This window comes from Variovorax sp. GW821-FHT06D12 (assembly GCF_059419205.1).
This window is the reverse complement of record NZ_JBWKRI010000002.1, coordinates 226,416-242,019: the sequence shown is the minus strand read 5'-3', so window position 1 is coordinate 242,019 and position 15,604 is coordinate 226,416. Positions and strand designations below refer to the sequence as shown.

15 protein-coding genes are annotated in these 15,604 nt (G+C 66.5%); 11 read left to right on the top strand and 4 right to left on the bottom strand.

Annotation, left to right across the window (positions count from 1 at the left end):
- The first annotated feature begins 120 nt into the window (after nucleotides 1-120).
- Together purN and AC07SQ_RS07555 are read left to right on the top strand one after the other, a co-directional pair.
- Entirely contained in the window at nucleotides 121-717 is a 597-nt protein-coding gene (gene purN / locus AC07SQ_RS07560; protein WP_070062139.1) for a phosphoribosylglycinamide formyltransferase, read from the top strand.
- Nucleotides 718-776: 59 nt separating this feature from the next.
- Nucleotides 777-1,085, top strand: coding sequence for an I78 family peptidase inhibitor (locus tag AC07SQ_RS07555; protein WP_223301392.1), 309 nt, complete (start codon nucleotides 777-779; stop codon nucleotides 1,083-1,085).
- Here the strand turns inward: AC07SQ_RS07555 and AC07SQ_RS07550 are convergent.
- A complete protein-coding gene (locus tag AC07SQ_RS07550) occupies nucleotides 1,073-1,321 on the bottom strand; it encodes a DUF1653 domain-containing protein (protein WP_062483076.1) in 249 nt (82 codons plus the stop codon). The genes AC07SQ_RS07555 and AC07SQ_RS07550 overlap by 13 nt on opposite strands.
- A 54-nt stretch (nucleotides 1,322-1,375) precedes the next feature.
- Between AC07SQ_RS07550 and AC07SQ_RS07545 the strand changes: the two genes are divergently transcribed.
- From AC07SQ_RS07545 to AC07SQ_RS07535, 3 genes are all read left to right on the top strand, one after another.
- A complete protein-coding gene (locus AC07SQ_RS07545) occupies nucleotides 1,376-3,229 on the top strand; it encodes a M48 family metalloprotease (RefSeq protein ID WP_495273542.1) in 1,854 nt (617 codons plus the stop codon).
- Nucleotides 3,230-3,272: 43 nt separating this feature from the next.
- Nucleotides 3,273-4,544, top strand: coding sequence for an RsmB/NOP family class I SAM-dependent RNA methyltransferase (locus AC07SQ_RS07540; protein ID WP_495273541.1), 1,272 nt, complete (start codon nucleotides 3,273-3,275; stop codon nucleotides 4,542-4,544).
- Between the two features lie 132 nt (nucleotides 4,545-4,676).
- A complete protein-coding gene (locus AC07SQ_RS07535) occupies nucleotides 4,677-5,891 on the top strand; it encodes a DesA family fatty acid desaturase (protein WP_070062144.1) in 1,215 nt (404 codons plus the stop codon).
- Between the two features lie 163 nt (nucleotides 5,892-6,054).
- Here AC07SQ_RS07535 and rpmG read toward each other — a convergent pair whose 3' ends face one another.
- The 3 genes from rpmG to trxB form a co-directional block, all read right to left on the bottom strand.
- Nucleotides 6,055-6,228 carry a 50S ribosomal protein L33 gene (gene rpmG / locus AC07SQ_RS07530; RefSeq protein ID WP_007830291.1) on the bottom strand — a complete coding sequence of 58 codons (174 nt, stop codon included), beginning with the start codon at nucleotides 6,226-6,228 and terminating at the stop codon, nucleotides 6,055-6,057.
- An 11-nt stretch (nucleotides 6,229-6,239) separates the two neighbouring features.
- Nucleotides 6,240-6,473 (bottom strand): 50S ribosomal protein L28, encoded by a 234-nt coding sequence (rpmB, locus tag AC07SQ_RS07525; protein WP_007830293.1) that lies wholly within the window; start codon nucleotides 6,471-6,473, stop codon nucleotides 6,240-6,242.
- A gap of 251 nt (nucleotides 6,474-6,724) precedes the next feature.
- Complete coding sequence (gene trxB / locus AC07SQ_RS07520) at nucleotides 6,725-7,675, bottom strand: thioredoxin-disulfide reductase (RefSeq protein ID WP_062481027.1); 951 nt, start codon at nucleotides 7,673-7,675, stop codon at nucleotides 6,725-6,727.
- Nucleotides 7,676-7,855: 180 nt separating this feature from the next.
- On the opposite strand from trxB, the gene AC07SQ_RS07515 reads away from it, so the two are divergent.
- The 6 genes from AC07SQ_RS07515 (at nucleotide 7,856) to AC07SQ_RS07490 (ending at nucleotide 15,588) form a co-directional block, all read left to right on the top strand.
- A complete protein-coding gene (locus AC07SQ_RS07515) occupies nucleotides 7,856-8,530 on the top strand; it encodes a Crp/Fnr family transcriptional regulator (protein ID WP_062481025.1) in 675 nt (224 codons plus the stop codon).
- 95 nt (nucleotides 8,531-8,625) lie between these two features.
- A complete protein-coding gene (locus AC07SQ_RS07510) occupies nucleotides 8,626-11,076 on the top strand; it encodes a DNA translocase FtsK (RefSeq protein WP_495273540.1) in 2,451 nt (816 codons plus the stop codon).
- Between the two features lie 171 nt (nucleotides 11,077-11,247).
- Entirely contained in the window at nucleotides 11,248-11,889 is a 642-nt protein-coding gene (gene lolA / locus AC07SQ_RS07505; RefSeq protein WP_307637488.1) for an outer membrane lipoprotein periplasmic chaperone LolA, read from the top strand.
- 26 nt (nucleotides 11,890-11,915) lie between these two features.
- On the top strand, nucleotides 11,916-13,208 hold the full coding sequence (locus AC07SQ_RS07500) for a replication-associated recombination protein A (RefSeq protein WP_062481021.1): 1,293 nt from the start codon (nucleotides 11,916-11,918) through the stop codon (nucleotides 13,206-13,208).
- Between the two features lie 228 nt (nucleotides 13,209-13,436).
- Nucleotides 13,437-14,366 carry a branched-chain amino acid ABC transporter permease gene (locus AC07SQ_RS07495; RefSeq protein ID WP_062481019.1) on the top strand — a complete coding sequence of 310 codons (930 nt, stop codon included), beginning with the start codon at nucleotides 13,437-13,439 and terminating at the stop codon, nucleotides 14,364-14,366.
- A 13-nt stretch (nucleotides 14,367-14,379) separates the two neighbouring features.
- Nucleotides 14,380-15,588, top strand: a complete 1,209-nt coding sequence (locus AC07SQ_RS07490) for a branched-chain amino acid ABC transporter permease (protein ID WP_062481017.1) — start codon at nucleotides 14,380-14,382, stop codon at nucleotides 15,586-15,588.
- Nucleotides 15,589-15,604: the final 16 nt, after the last annotated feature.

The following is a 15,604-nucleotide window of genomic DNA, read 5'->3' as shown; positions in this document are numbered from 1 at the left end:
TGCGAGTTTTAGCACGGTCGTGCTGCGATCCGGTGTCCGCGTCGCGACAAGCACGCCGGCGTGCGGGTTGGCGGGAGGCTGATCGGGGTGTTGGCGGGGCACGGATAATCCCGGCCTCCCATGAAGAACATCGTGATCCTGATCTCCGGCGGCGGCTCGAACATGGCGGCCATCGTGCGCGCCGCCGAGCGCGACCGCTGGGCCGAGCGCTTCGGCGCGCGCATTGCCGCCGTCATCAGCAACAAGGCGGAGGCCGGCGGCTTGGCGCTGGCCGCATCGCACGGCATCGCGACCGCCGTCGTGCCGCACCAGGCCTTCGACAGCCGCGAGGCCTTCGACGCGGCGCTGGCCGAGGCGGTCGACGCCCACGCGCCGGCGCTGGTGGTGCTGGCGGGCTTCATGCGCATCCTGACGCCGGGCTTCGTGGCCCGCTACGCGGGGCGGCTGGTCAACATCCACCCCTCGCTGCTACCGGCCTTTCCGGGGCTGCACACGCACCAGCGCGCCATCGAGGCGGGCTGCAAGGTGGCGGGGGTGACGGTGCACCAGGTCACGGCGGAGCTCGACCACGGGCCGATCCTGGCGCAGGCCGTGGTGCCGGTGCTGCCGGACGACACGGCCGCCACGCTGGCCGCCCGGGTGCTGTCCCAGGAGCACCTGCTGTATCCGCGCGCCATCGCTGGATGGCTGTTGGATACATTGAGTCACAAAGCTTAAAGTTGTTTATATTGTTGGGTTTTCGGGAGCACAGAACTTTGAAAACCCAATCGCTACTGTTGACGTTGGCCACCGCGGCCCTGCTGGCCGCGTGCGCCGCTCCGGCCCCCGCGCCGGCACCGGGCGCCGCTGCGCCTGCGCCCGCCGCGCCGGCCGAGCCCGTCTTCCAGTGCAACGCCGAGGGCGCCCGCTTTGCCGTGGGCCAACAGGTGACGCCCCAACTCGAAGCCGCCGCGCGCGCACGTGCCGGCGCCGGCACGGCACGGGTGCTCAAGCCCAACCAGGCGGTCACGATGGAACTCAACCCCGGACGGCTCAACATCAGCGTCGACGCGCGTGGCCGCGTCAAGGACGTTCACTGCGGCTGAGCGTCGATCGGGGTGAAACGGCGCTGCGGGCGGCCGTCGATCTCGATGGTTTCCTCGAACATCGCGGCCGGCCGGACCCACAGGCCGCGGGCACCGTAGAGGGCGCGGTACAGCGTCATCGGCTCCAGCGTCTCGCTGTGGCGGACGGTGCCGATCACGTCGTACTCGCCGCCCTTGTAGTGGCGGTAGCGGCCAGGGGGCGTTTCGATCAGGGGAGGGAGGTCTTCGTCGTTCAACGGGGGCTTCTTTCTTCGGTAACAACTGTCGGATGAGTCTTTGACGGGAGTCGGATGGACCGTGCGGATTTTGTTCACCTGGTTCGCCTGAGCGAGCACGCGAGTGCGGACGACAGCGCGCGCTACCGGCGTGGCGTCGCGGCGTTCGCCGCGCTCGGCTACCTCTGGGTGCTGGCCTGCCTCGGGCTGGCGGTGGGCATTGTGGCCTGGGTGGTCGTCTCGGTGGCCGACGGGCGTTTCAACTTCACCCGCGGCTGGCTGCTCGTGTTCGCGCTGGGCCTGTTCTGGGCGACCCTGCGCGCGCTCTGGGTGCATTTCGACGAGCCCGACGGCGAGCCGCTCACGCGCGCCGACGCGCCCGGGCTGTTCGAGGCGCTGGACCGCATCCGCGAGCGCATCAAGGGGCCGCCGGTGCACCGCGTCTACCTGGACGACAACTTCAACGCCAGCATCAGCCAGGTGCCGCGCTTCGGCCTGTTCGGCGGTGCGCTCAACTCGCTGAGCATCGGCCTGCCGCTGCTGATGATGCTGGACCGGCAGCGCCTGCTGTCGGTGCTGGCCCACGAATACGGTCACTTGCGCGGCAACCATGGCCGGCTGAGCGCCTGGATCTACCGCACGCGGCTGTCGTGGCTGCGGCTCGATGCCAGCCTGCAGCGCGACGAGGGCGTGATGGCGTTGGTGTCGCAGGCCTTCTTCCGCTGGTACTTTCCGCGCTTCGCCGCCAAGACCTTCGCGCTGGCCCGCCAGGACGAGTACGAGGCCGACCGCATCTCGGGCCGGCTGCTCGGCACCGCGGTGGCCGCGGCTGCGCTCACCGAAGTGGCCATCAAGGGCAACTGGTACGCCAGCGAGTTCTGGCCCTGGCATTGGGCGCGCGCCGAGCGCGAGCCGCTGCCGCCAGGCCCGTTCGCCGCCCTGCGGCAGCGCGCCCGCACGCCGCCGAGCGAGGAGTTCGCGCGCCAGGCGCTGCGCGAGGCGATGCGGCGCGTCAGCGACCTGGACGACACCCATCCGGTGCTGCGCGACCGGCTGGAAGCGCTGAACCAGAAGGCGGCGCTGCCGGCCTGGTCGCAACGGCCTGCGCTCGACATGCTGGCCGACAAGCACAAGTGGATCTCGCATTTCGACAACGCCTGGCGTCGCGCCCATGCCGCCGACTGGAAGCAGCACCACGCGCACCGCTCGCGCATCCGCGAGCGCATCGCGGTGCTGGCGGCCCGCGGCGAGCGCAACACGCCCGACGAGATGGTCGAGTGGGCCGACGCCGAGCGCCGGCTCGACCCGGCGGCGCCTGTGCGTGCGCGTTACGAAAGCGCGCTGCGGATCGCGCCGGACCATCCGGGCGCGCTGCGCGGGCTGGCCCAGATGCTGCCCGTGCGCGAGCGCGCCGAGCGCCTGGTGGTGCTCGAGCGGCTGCACCAGTCGGGCGTGGCCAGCCGCTGGTGGGCGGCCAAGAACGCCGTCGCCTCGCTCGAAGATCCCGAAGCCGGGCCGCACGACGAGCAGGGGCTCAAGCTGTGGCGCGCGCGGCTCAAGGAGGCGGAGGAGGCCGAGGCGCGCGCCTGGGAAGAGATCACCGACACACCGTTCTTCAGCCAGATTTCGCGCCACGACCTGAACGACCACGAGCTGGGCGAGCTGCGTGCCGACATCGCACGCTGCCTGCCCGTGTCGCGGCTGTGGGTGGTGCGCAAGAACCTGCGCGAGTTCGCCTGGCGGCGGGCGTACATCGTGTTCGTCGAGGTGCCGGGGCTCGACGACGAGGACCGCTGGCACCTGTGCCGCGAACTAGAGCAGACCCTGACCTTGCCGGGCGCGGCGCTGGTGCTCTGGGCGGGGCACTCGCCCACGCTGGAAGACATCGAGCGGCAGGCCTTCGGGACCGTCTGGGTGCGCGGCGTCTGAGGCGTTTCGGCCGCGAGGCCGGCCGGCTGAGACAATCGGGGCTATGCATCCCAAAGCCCTGTTGGAGGCCACCGCCGATCTGGTCGGCCTGGTCCTGAAATTCGATCACCCGGCCGACCAGGTCGTTTCGCGCTTTTTCCGCGACCACCGCGAGTTCGGCCCGCGCGAGCGCGCAACGCTCGCCGAAACCGTCTACACCGTGCTTCGCAAGAAGCTGCTGTTCGATCACCTGTCGCCCTCGGGCAGCGGTTCGAAGGAGCGCCGCATGGCGATCCTGGGCTTTCACGGCCCGCGCGACTTCCTGAAGAGCGCGCTCAACGACACCGAAAAGCGCTGGCTCGACAACTGCGACGCCGTCAAGCCCGACGACCTGCTCGAACGCCATCGCCACAACCTGCCCGAATGGCTGGTCGCGCCGCTCAAGGCGCAGCTGGGCGACGGTTTCTGGCCGATGGTCGAGAGCCTGCAGCAGCCGGCGCCGCTCGACCTGCGCGTCAATGCATTCACCGACAAGCGGGCCGAAGTGAAGGCGGAGCTTGCGAAGGCTGCTATCAAATCTGAAGTGACGCCGTTCTCGCCCTGGGGGCTGCGCATCGACGGCAAGCCGGCGCTGACCAAGCTCGACGCGTTCGTGCGCGGCGCCATCGAGGTGCAGGACGAGGGCTCCCAGCTGCTCGCGCTGCTGCTGGACGCCAAGCGCGGCGAAATGGTGGTCGATTTCTGCGCCGGCGCCGGCGGCAAGACCTTGGCCATCGGCGCGACCATGCGCAACACCGGCCGGCTCTACGCCTTCGACACCTCGGCCCACCGCCTGGACGCGCTCAAGCCGCGGCTGGCGCGCAGCAAGCTGTCGAACGTGCACCCGGCCGCGATCGCCCACGAGCGCGACGACCGGATCAAGCGCCTGGCCGGCAAGATCGACCGCGTGCTGGTCGACGCGCCCTGTTCGGGGCTCGGCACGCTGCGCCGCAACCCCGACCTCAAATGGCGGCAATCGGCCAAGTCGGTGGCCGAACTGACGGCCAAGCAGACCGCCATCCTGCAAAGCGCGGCGCGGCTCGTGAAGTCGGGCGGCCGGCTGGTGTACGCCACCTGCAGCGTGCTGCCGGAGGAAAACGAGGCCATCGCCGAGGCTTTTGCCGCCGCGAATCCCGATTTCGTGCCCGTGGACGCGGCGGAATTGCTCCAGAGCCTCAAGGTGGAGGGCGCCGAGGCCCTCTGCGCGGGTGGGGAAGGCGGCCGCCGCTACCTGCGGCTGTGGCCGCATCGCCACGCCACCGACGGCTTTTTTGCCGCCGTGTGGAACCGGAAATAGGCGCGGGGCTCCAAACTAGGGTAAATCTGCGGTGTGACAGAAGGACAAAAGGCCTCGTTTTGGCCCTGACATCCTAAAATCGCGGGTTACCTGAAGGCTGCACCTTCGTGTGGCCATGGAGTACCTGACTCAATGATGCTTCCTGACTCCGCCGTTCTGAACGCGGTCATCCAATGGCTCGGACACGGCCTGTGGGACATTGCCTGGTGGCAAGTCGTGCTGTACACGCTCGTCACCACGCACATCACCATCGCAGCGGTCACGATCTTTCTGCACCGCACGCAGACGCACAAGGCGATGGACCTCGGTCCGATCCCCTCGCACTTCTTCCGTTTCTGGCTCTGGCTTGGCACCGGCATGGTGACGAAGGAATGGGTCGCCATCCACCGCAAGCACCACGCGAAGTGCGAAACCGCCGACGACCCGCACAGCCCGCAGGTCAAGGGCATCGACGAAGTCTTCTGGCGCGGCGCCGAGCTGTACCGCAAGGAATCGAAGAACAAGGAAACGATGGAGCGCTACGGTCACGGCACGCCCGATGACTGGATCGAACGCAACCTGTACACGCGTTACAGCTGGCAAGGCGTGGGCCTGATGCTGGTGATCAACCTGGCGCTGTTCGGCGCGCTCGGCCTGACCGTGTGGGCGGTCCAGATGCTCTGGATCCCGATCACCGCCGCCGGCATCATCAATGGCATCGGCCACTACTGGGGCTACCGCAACTTCGAGGCGTCCGACGCCAGCCGCAACATCATGCCCTGGGGCCTGATCATTGGTGGCGAAGAGCTGCACAACAACCACCACACCTACCCGACCTCGGCCAAGTTCTCGGTCAAGAAGTACGAGTTCGACATCGGCTGGGTCTACATCCAGGTGTTCCAGAAGCTCGGCTGGGCCAAGGTCAAGAAGGTGCCGCCGAAGATGCAGATGGGCGACATCCAGCCCGTGGCCAACGAGAAGACGCTCGAGGCCGTCATTGCCAACCGCTACGAAGTGATGGCCGGCTACGCCCGCGAAATGCGCCGCGCGACCAGCGAAGAAATCGACGTGCTGAAGGCCAAGGGCGCCGACCTGTCGGTGCTCAAGGCGGCCAAGCGCTGGCTGCATCGCGACGACGACAAGGTGCCGGCCTCGGCGCGCACCCATCTGGTGCAGGCCCGTGCTGCGCACCCGGTGCTCGACAAGATGGTCACGATGCGCGAAGAGCTGCGCCAGCTCTGGCTGAACACCTCGCAATCGCGCGAGCAACTGGCGGCCGACCTGGCGGCCTGGTGCCACCGTGCGGAAGCCAGCGGCATCGCCGGCCTGCGCGAGTTCTCGACCCGCTTGCGCGCCGCACGCGCCTGAAGAAGCTGGGCGCCAGCGCCTCGTGCGCTGCAGCCCTCGCTCAATAAAGAAGCCGACCTGAGGGTCGGCTTTTTTGTGTCCGCCTTTTCTGCTTTCGCAAGAACGACAGGCAATAAAAAACCCGCTGGGTGAGCAGCGGGTTTTTTGGGGAGAACAGGCCGAATTACTTCAGCTTGATTTCCTTGTATTCGACGTGCTTGCGCGCCTTGGGGTCGAACTTCATGATCGACATCTTTTCAGGCATCGTCTTCTTGTTCTTGCTCGTCGTGTAGAAGTGGCCGGTACCCGCGGTGGATTCCAGCTTGATCTTTTCGCGTCCGCCTTTGCTCGTTGCCATGATTCAGCTCCTTAAGCTTGGCCGCGGGCACGCAGGTCTGCGAGCACGGCATCGATACCGTTCTTGTCGATCAGGCGCAGTGCAGCGCTCGAAACGCGCAGGCGAACCCAACGGTTTTCGGTCTCGACCCAGAAACGGCGGTATTGCAGGTTCGGCAGGAACCGGCGCTTGGTTTTGTTGTTGGCGTGGGAAACGTTGTTTCCGACCATCGGGCCTTTGCCCGTTACGTCGCATACGCGTGCCATGTGGACACTCTTTCTTGAACAGCTGGCACCGGCGCAATCGTGGCGATTGCAGGGTGTTTTGCAGCTTGACCTCGCCAGAAACGGGTGGCGGTACCCCGGATTTGCCGCAACCCGACTCCCGGTGGGAGGTAGGCCCTGTTTCGGCAAAGCCTCGGATTATAGCCCTTTCGGGCTCAACGAGGCCGGGGACCGTCGCAGATACGGGAAATCCGGCCGCGCTGGCCGGTGCCCCGTTCCCCGTGGGATAAGCCTCAGTGCTCTTCCAGGAAGCGCTGCGCGTCCAGGGCAGCCATGCAACCCGTGCCGGCGCTGGTGATGGCCTGGCGGTAGATGTTGTCCTGCACGTCGCCGGCCGCGAACACGCCGGGCACGCTGGTCATCGTCGCGAAGCCCTTCAGGCCCGAGCGGGTCAGGATGTAGTTGTCCTTCATTTCCAGCTGGCCCTGGAAGATGTCGGTGTTCGGGTGATGGCCGATCGCGATGAAGCAGCCCTTGAGCGTGATCTCTTCGGTCGCGCCGGTCTGCGTGTTCTTGATGCGGATGCCCGTCACGCCCGTGCCGTCACCGAGCACCTCGTCGAGCTGGTTGTGCAGCTTCAGCACGATCTTGCCTTCGGCCACTTTTTCCATGACCTTGTCGATCAGGATGGGCTCGGCGCGGAACTTGTCGCGGCGATGCACGAGTGTGACTTTGTTTGCAATGTTGGAGAGGTACAGCGCTTCCTCGACGGCCGTGTTGCCGCCGCCGATCACGCAGACCTCTTGCTCACGGTAGAAGAAGCCATCGCAGGTTGCGCAGGCGGAGACGCCGCGGCCCATGAACTTTTCTTCGGAGTCCAGGCCCAGGTACTTGGCCGAGGCGCCCGTGGCGATGATCAGCGAGTCGCAGGTGTAGGTGCCGCTGTCGCCCGTGAGCGTGAACGGGCGCTTGCTCAGGTCGACCTTGTTGATGTGGTCGAACACGATCTGCGTCTTGAAGCGTTCGGCGTGCTCGAGAAAGCGCTGCATCAGCTCCGGGCCCTGCACGCCGTGCACGTCGGCCGGCCAGTTGTCGACCTCGGTGGTGGTCATGAGTTGACCGCCTTGCGCGATGCCCGTGATGAGCAAAGGCTGGAGGTTGGCGCGTGCGGCGTAGACGGCGGCGGTGTAGCCGGCCGGGCCGGAGCCCAGAATGAGAACCTTGGCGTGTTGGGGTGCGGACATGAGTAGAAAACCTAGGATGGACGCTGCGGCAGCGTGTACATTTTCAGGGTGGTAGCGATACGTGGGGAGTATCACCGCCCGGTTCAACACCGGGTGCACGGTGTTTTCAATGCGCGCGATTGTAGTAATCCATGGGCTCAGCATCAGGATCACATCGCGCGCTGTTTCAGGGATTGATTAATGTCGATGCTGTCCAACCTTGAATTGCTTCGGCGCGTTCCATTGTTCGCGTCGTTGACGGCCTCGCAGTCCGCAAGCATTGCGGATGCGATCATCAAGAAGCGCTTCAAACGCGCCGAGGTCGTCGTGGAGCAGGGCAAGAAATCCGATGCGCTGTACATCATCCTGACCGGCCGCGCCCGCGTCACGAGTGCCGACAGCCGTGGCCGCGAGGTGATCCTGGCCACGCTGCACCCCGGCGATTACCTCGGCGAGATGAGCCTGATCGACGACGAGCCGCATTCGGCCACCGTGCGCACCGAAATCCAGTGCGACGTGCTCATGCTGGGCCGCGACGCCTTCGCGCGCTGCCTGCCCGAGAACTCCTCGATGGCCTACAACATCATGCGCGGCCTGGTGCAGCGCCTGCGCCACGCTGACCGCAAGATCGAGTCGCTGGCGCTGATGGACGTGTACGGCCGCGTCGCCCGCGCACTGCTCGAGTTCGCCAGCCAGGACGGCATGGGCAACCTCAAGGTCCGCGACAAGATCTCCCGCCAGGACCTGGCCAAGATGGTCGGCGCGTCGCGCGAAATGGTGAGCCGCGTCATGAAGGACCTGGAAGAGCGCGGTTTCGTGCAGTCCCAGGAAGACGGCTCGGTGATCATCAAGGACCGGCTCCTGACGCTGACCTGAGCCCATAGGCCGGGCGCTTTCGGCGTCCACGGCCTTTTGTTGTAGTGTTCGGGGCGGCCGGCCTGCGTTTTTTCGGGCCGGGCGCCGTGCTTTTCATGACCTATTCGCTCCATACGCTTCAATCGTCCTCCTCTTCTTCCGCTGCCGAAGGGCAACCCGTGCGCCTGCGCGCCCTGCGCTTCGCCCACGAAATCACCCTGATCGCCGGGTTCGCAGCCCTCCTGTTCTGGCTGCTGGCGATGCTGAGCTTCACCCCGTCCGATGCCGCCTGGTCGACCTCGGGCACGGGCGGTGATGTCAAGAACTGGGGCGGCCGCATCGGCGCCTGGCTGGCCGATGGCAGCTACTTCCTTGCCGGCTATTCCGTCTGGTGGTGCCTCGCGGCCGGTCTGCGCGCGTGGCTCTCGTCGCTGGCCGGCTGGCTGCGCGGCGGCGAACCGACGCCGGCGGTCGAACAGCCCCCGCGCGGTCGCTTCAACCGCAGCCGCCTCGCTTTCTGGTTCGGCCTGGTCCTGCTGCTGTGCGCGAGCGCGGTGCTCGAATGGTCGCGCCTGTACCGCCTCGAATCGCACCTGCCGGGTTCGGGCGGCGGCGCCCTCGGCTACCTCGTGGGGCCGGCGAGCGTGCGCTGGCTGGGCTTCACGGGCTCGGCGCTGGTCGCCATCGCCGGCGGCGTGATCGGCTCGGCGCTGGTGTTCCGTTTCTCCTGGAGCCTGATCGCCGAGCGCATCGGTGCCCGTGCGTACTCGCTGTTCGAGTCGCGCCGTGAAAAGCGCGAAATGGCCGCCGACATCGCCATGGGCAAGCAGGCCGCGCGCGAACGTGCCGGCGACGAGGAAGAGCTGGCGCCCGCACCGCGCGCCAAGAAAATGCGCCCCAGCAAGGAGGCCGCGTTCGGCGACGCCGGCCCTCTCGAGCCGAGCTTCGACGACGAAGAGGAAGAAGTCGCGCCCAAGCGCCGCCCCGCATCGCCGCCCGTGCAGATCGAGCCCGCGATGACCGAGGTCCCCCGCAGCGACCGCGTCGTCAAGGAGCGCCAGAAGCCGCTCTTCAAGGAACTGCCCGATAGCAAGCTGCCGCAGGTCGACCTGCTCGACGCCGCGCTGGTGCGCCAGGAAACGGTGTCCTCCGACACGCTCGAGATGACCTCGCGCATGATCGAGAAGAAGCTCAAGGACTTCGGCGTCGAGGTGCGCGTGGTGCTCGCCTCGCCCGGCCCCGTCATCACGCGCTACGAGATCGAGCCCGCCACCGGCGTCAAGGGCTCGCAGATCCTCGGCCTCGCCAAGGACCTGGCGCGTTCGCTCTCGCTGGTGTCGATCCGCGTGGTCGAGACCATTCCCGGCAAGAACTACATGGCGCTCGAACTGCCGAACGCCAAGCGCCAGTCGATCAAGCTCAGTGAAATCCTGGGCTCGCAGGTCTACAACGAGGGCAAGTCGATGCTCACGATGGGCCTGGGCAAGGACATCATCGGCAACCCCGTGGTGGCCGACCTCGCGAAGATGCCGCACGTGCTGGTGGCCGGTACCACCGGCTCGGGCAAGTCGGTCGGTATCAACGCGATGATCCTGTCGCTGCTCTACAAGGCCGAGGCACGCGATGTTCGCCTGCTCATGATCGACCCGAAGATGCTCGAAATGTCGGTCTACGAAGGCATCCCGCACCTGCTGGCGCCCGTGGTCACCGACATGCGCCAGGCGGCGCACGGCCTGAACTGGTGCGTGGCCGAGATGGAACGCCGCTACAAGCTCATGAGCAAGCTTGGCGTGCGCAACCTGGCTGGCTACAACACCAAGATCGACGAAGCCAAGGCGCGCGAGGAGTTCATCTACAACCCCTTCAGCCTCACGCCGGACGATCCGGAACCGCTGAAGCGCGAGCCGCACATCGTGGTCATCATCGACGAGCTGGCCGACCTGATGATGGTGGTCGGCAAGAAGATCGAAGAGCTGATTGCCCGCCTTGCGCAAAAGGCCCGCGCCGCCGGCATCCACCTGATCCTGGCCACGCAGCGCCCCAGCGTCGACGTGATCACCGGCCTCATCAAGGCCAACATCCCCACGCGCATCGCGTTTTCGGTGGGCTCCAAGATCGACAGCCGCACCATCCTCGACCAGATGGGCGCCGAGGCGCTGCTGGGCATGGGCGACATGCTCTACATGGCCAGCGGCACCGGTCTGCCGATCCGCGTGCATGGTGCCTTCGTGAGCGACGAGGAAGTGCATCGCGTGGTGGCCTACCTCAAGAGCCAGGGCGAGCCCGACTACATCGAAGGCGTGCTCGAAGGCGGCACGGTCGATGGCGACGGTGACGGCGACCTGCTCGGCGGCGGCGACGGCGAAAAAGACCCGATGTACGACCAGGCGGTCGAGGTCGTGCTCAAGAACCGCAAGGCCAGCATCTCGCTGGTGCAGCGCCACCTGAAGATCGGCTACAACCGCGCCGCGCGCCTGGTCGAGGACATGGAAAAGGCCGGCCTCGTGAGCGCCATGAGCGGCAGCGGCCAGCGCGAGATCCTCGTGCCCGCGCGCCAGGCGGAGTGAGCCGCCAGCGCGCCACCGTCACCACCACTGCAGGGCCGGTTACGTGCTGAGAGGCAATTTGCAAACGCGCACCGGTACCGCTGCAAATCTTCATCAAAGCCTACAGATGCCGGCATCTGCGGCGGGTAGTGTCGATGGGCATCGCAGCAACGTTTTTCCGAGGAACCTCCCATGAAGAAAACCCGCCTCTGGCTGTTGGCCGGCCTGATCTGCACCGTGGCCGGCAGTGCCTGGGCCGACGGGCTCGAAAGCCTCGAAGCCTTCGTGAAGACGGTCAAGTCCGGCCGTGCCGAGTTCACCCAGACCGTGACGGCCCCGCCGCGCGAGGGCCAGCCGGGCCGCGCGAAGACGTCGACCGGCACCTTCGAATTCCATCGCCCCGGCAAATTCAAGTTCGACTATCGCAAGCCCTTCGCCCAGAGCATCGTGGCCGACGGCAAGACGCTGTGGCTCTACGACGCCGACCTGAACCAGGTCACGCAGCGCACCCAGGCGCAGGCGCTGGGTTCGACGCCCGCCGCGCTGATTGCTTCCGCCGCCGACCTGCGCGCCCTGCAGGCCGATTTCGCGCTGGAGGCCGCGCCCGAGCGCGACGGCCTGCAGTGGGTCAAGGCCACGCCGAAGAACAAGGACGGCCAGCTGCAGAGCGTGATGGTCGGCTTCCAGGGTGATGCGCTCGCGGCCCTCGAGATCCTGGACAGCTTCGGCCAGCGCTCGGTGCTCAAGTTCAGCAAGGTCGAGGTGAACCCCGCCTTGCCCGCCAGCACCTTCGAGTTCAAGGCGCCCGCGGGTGCCGACGTGCTCAAGCAGTAATCACCCTCAGCAGGACAGTCCCCGGTTTGGCCCCGCGCACCCACCAGCCCCTCGCCGAGCGCCTGCGTCCCAAGACGCTCGGCGAAGTGATCGGCCAGCAGCACCTGCTCGGTCCGGGCATGTCGCTGCGCATCGCCTTCGAGTCGGGCCAGCCGCATTCCTGCATCCTCTGGGGCCCGCCGGGCACCGGCAAGACGACCATCGCGCGGCTCATGGCCGACGCCTTCGACGCGCAGTTCCTGAGCATCAGCGCGGTGCTGGGCGGCGTGAAGGACATCCGCGAGGCGGTCGAGCAGGCCACGGCCGCGCGCGACGGGCTCACGCAGCAGCGCACCATCGTCTTCGTCGACGAGGTGCACCGCTTCAACAAGAGCCAGCAGGACGCGTTCCTGCCGCATGTCGAGTCGGGCCTGTTCACCTTCATCGGCGCGACCACCGAGAACCCGTCGTTCGAAGTCAATTCGGCCTTGCTGTCGCGGGCGGCGGTGTACGTGCTGCAGTCGCTCAACGAAGGCGACCTGAAGCAGATCGTCGCCAAGGCGCAATCGATTCAGGCGGTTCCAGCCATCGACGAGGCGGCCATCGACCGCCTGGTCGCCTACGCGGACGGCGACGCGCGCCGCCTGCTCAACACGCTCGAGACCCTGGCGGTTGCAGCCGGCGCCGAGAAGCTCACGAACATCACCGACGAGTGGCTGCTGCGCGTGCTCGGCGAGCGCATGCGCCGCTACGACAAGGGCGGCGAGCAGTTCTACGACACCATCAGCGCGCTGCACAAATCGGTGCGCGGCAGCGACCCCGACGCCGCACTCTACTGGTTCGTGCGCATGCTCGACGGTGGCGCCGACCCGCGCTACATGGCGCGCCGCCTGGTGCGCATGGCCAGCGAAGACATCGGCCTGGCCGATCCGCGCGCGCTGCGCCTGGCGCTCGATGCGGCCGAGGTCTACGAGCGCCTGGGTACCCCCGAAGGCGAGCTGGCACTGGCGGAATGCGTGGTCTACCTGGCCATCGCACCCAAGTCGAACGCGGTCTACAAGGCCTACAACGCGGTGCGCGCGCTGGTGAAGAAAGACAGCACGCGCCCAGTGCCGATGCACCTGCGCAATGCGCCGACCAAGCTCATGAAGGAGCTCGACTACGGCAAGGGGTACCGCTACGCGCACGACGAGGAGGGCGGTTTCGCCGCCGGCGAGCGCTACCTGCCCGAGGGCCTGGAAGGCCAGGTGTTCTACGAACCGGTCGAGCGTGGACTCGAAATCCGCATCGCGGAAAAGCTGCGCGAACTGCGTCGCCTCAACACAAATTCAGATCGCTGATACAGGTTTGCGCATCTGCATGACTTCACGCGCATACAGCATGAAGTGAGCGGGTAAACCCCGGTCATCCCGCCCCAAAACAGCGCCGGGGCGTGTCTACAATCCCGCCCACCAAATCTGCCGGCGACACATGTTGGCTGGTTTTTTGCTTGTCAAGCCAGTGGCGCCAAACCGGTGCCTCGGTAGGTGAATGGCACCCGCAAGGTGCAACACATAGGGAATCGCGTTATGGAAATATTGCTGCAGCAGATCATCAACGGTCTGGTTCTCGGCAGCATGTATGCCTTGATAGCCTTGGGCTACACCATGGTGTACGGCATCATCAATCTGATCAATTTTGCGCACGGTGAAGTGCTGATGGTGGGGGCGCTCACAAGCTGGACCATCATCGGGCTCATGAAGGACGGAATGCCCAACACACCGGGCTGGCTGATCCTCTTCGTTGCGCTGATCATTGCCTGCGTCGTCGCGGCAAGCCTCAACTTCGTGATCGAGAAAGTGGCCTACCGGCCGCTGCGCAACAGCCCCAAGCTCGCACCGCTCATCACCGCCATCGGCGTGTCGATCCTGCTGCAGACGCTGGCCATGATCATCTGGAAGCCGACCAACAAGGCGTATCCCAACCTGCTGCCGACCGACCCCATCCACGTGGGCGGCGCCGTGATCTCGCCGACGCAGGTCATGATCCTCAGCGTCACGGCGTTCTCGCTCGTGATCCTGATGTGGCTGGTCAACTACACCAAGCTCGGCCGCGCGATGCGCGCCACCGCCGAGAACCCGCGCGTCGCGGCGCTCATGGGCATCCGGCCCGACATGGTCATCTCGGCCACCTTCATCATCGGCGCCGTGCTCGCGGCCATCGCCGGCGTGATGTACGCCTCCAACTACGGCATCGCGCAACACGCGATGGGCTTCCTGCCCGGCCTCAAGGCCTTCACGGCGGCCGTGTTCGGCGGCATCGGCAACCTGGCCGGCGCGGTGGTCGGCGGCATTCTGCTGGGCCTCATCGAGGCCATCGGCTCCGGCTACATCGGCACCCTCACGGGTGGCGTGCTGGGCAGCAACTACAGCGACATCTTCGCTTTCATCGTGCTGATCGTGATGCTCACGCTGCGGCCTTCGGGTCTGCTCGGCGAGCGCGTGGCGGACCGGGCCTGAGGAGCAGCACACCATGAAGAACAGCAAGAACCTCGCGCTCTACATCCTCGGCGTGGTCGCCGTGCTGGCGCTGCCCATCCTGTTGCAGACCCAGGGCAACGCCTGGGTGCGCATCGCCGACATCGCATTGCTCTACGTGATGCTCGCGCTCGGCCTGAACATCGTGGTCGGCTATGCCGGCCTGCTCGACCTGGGCTACGTGGCCTTCTTTGCGGTCGGCGCGTACCTCTACGCGCTGATGGGCTCGTCGCACCTCTCGGACACCTTTCCGTGGTTCAAGGCGATGTTCCCGAACGGGCTGCACACCTCGCTCTTGATCGTGGTTCCGCTCGCGCTGGTGGTGGCCGGGGTGCTCGGCGCGATGCTGGGGGCGCCCACGCTGAAGTTGCGCGGCGACTACCTGGCCATCGTCACGCTCGGCTTCGGTGAAATCATCCGGGTGTTCCTGAACAACCTGGACCAGCCGATCAACATCACCAACGGGCCGAAGGGCATCACGGCGATCGACTCCATCAAGTTCTGGGGTCTCGACCTGGGCAAGGCGTGGAAGTTCGACGGCTTCACGATCTCGTCGGTCACGCTGTACTACTACCTGTTCCTGGCGCTGGTGGTGGCCACCATCATCATCTCGCACCGCCTGCAGATCTCGCGCATCGGCCGCGCCTGGATGGCCATCCGCGAAGATGAAATCGCTGCCAAGGCGATGGGCATCAACACCCGCAACATGAAGTTGCTGGCCTTCGGCATGGGCGCCAGCTTCGGCGGCGTGTCGGGCGCGATGTTCGCGGCCTTCCAGGGCTTCGTGTCGCCCGAGTCCTTCAGCCTGATGGAGTCGGTGATGATCGTCGCCATGGTCGTGCTGGGCGGCCTCGGGCACCTGCCCGGCGTCATCCTCGGCGCCGTGCTGCTGGCCGCGCTGCCCGAAGTGCTGCGCTACGTGGCCGGCCCGCTGCAGGCGATGACCGACGGCCGCCTCGACGCGTCCATCCTGCGCCAGCTGTTCATCGCGCTGGCCATGATCGTCATCATGCTGATGCGCCCGCGTGGCCTGTGGCCGTCGCCGGAACACGGCAAGACGCTGACCAAGAAGAACGGCGCGCCCGTCGACCCGACCCATGCGGCCGTGGCGCCCGGAACGCTCCAGACCCATGCACCGGGCATCGACAGCCCCGCTGACGAAGTGCCGGGTGCGGCATCGCGTCCCATGTCCATCAATCCGTGAGCCAAGGACACACAGA

Bases quoted from the DNA above. Each gene is read 5' to 3' on its own strand.
- purN (WP_070062139.1), top strand. From the start codon at position 121: ATGAAGAACATCGTGATCCTGATCTCCGGCGGCGGCTCGAACATGGCG.
- AC07SQ_RS07545 (WP_495273542.1), top strand. From the start codon at position 1,376: ATGGACCGTGCGGATTTTGTTCACCTGGTTCGCCTGAGCGAGCACGCG.
- rpmG (WP_007830291.1), bottom strand. From the start codon at position 6,228: ATGGCAACGAGCAAAGGCGGACGCGAAAAGATCAAGCTGGAATCCACC.
- AC07SQ_RS07510 (WP_495273540.1), top strand. From the start codon at position 8,626: ATGACCTATTCGCTCCATACGCTTCAATCGTCCTCCTCTTCTTCCGCT.
- AC07SQ_RS07540 (WP_495273541.1), top strand. From the start codon at position 3,273: ATGCATCCCAAAGCCCTGTTGGAGGCCACCGCCGATCTGGTCGGCCTG.
- AC07SQ_RS07495 (WP_062481019.1), top strand. From the start codon at position 13,437: ATGGAAATATTGCTGCAGCAGATCATCAACGGTCTGGTTCTCGGCAGC.
- trxB (WP_062481027.1), bottom strand. From the start codon at position 7,675: ATGTCCGCACCCCAACACGCCAAGGTTCTCATTCTGGGCTCCGGCCCG.
- AC07SQ_RS07490 (WP_062481017.1), top strand. From the start codon at position 14,380: ATGAAGAACAGCAAGAACCTCGCGCTCTACATCCTCGGCGTGGTCGCC.
- AC07SQ_RS07535 (WP_070062144.1), top strand. From the start codon at position 4,677: ATGATGCTTCCTGACTCCGCCGTTCTGAACGCGGTCATCCAATGGCTC.
- rpmB (WP_007830293.1), bottom strand. From the start codon at position 6,473: ATGGCACGCGTATGCGACGTAACGGGCAAAGGCCCGATGGTCGGAAAC.
- AC07SQ_RS07515 (WP_062481025.1), top strand. From the start codon at position 7,856: ATGTCGATGCTGTCCAACCTTGAATTGCTTCGGCGCGTTCCATTGTTC.
- lolA (WP_307637488.1), top strand. From the start codon at position 11,248: ATGAAGAAAACCCGCCTCTGGCTGTTGGCCGGCCTGATCTGCACCGTG.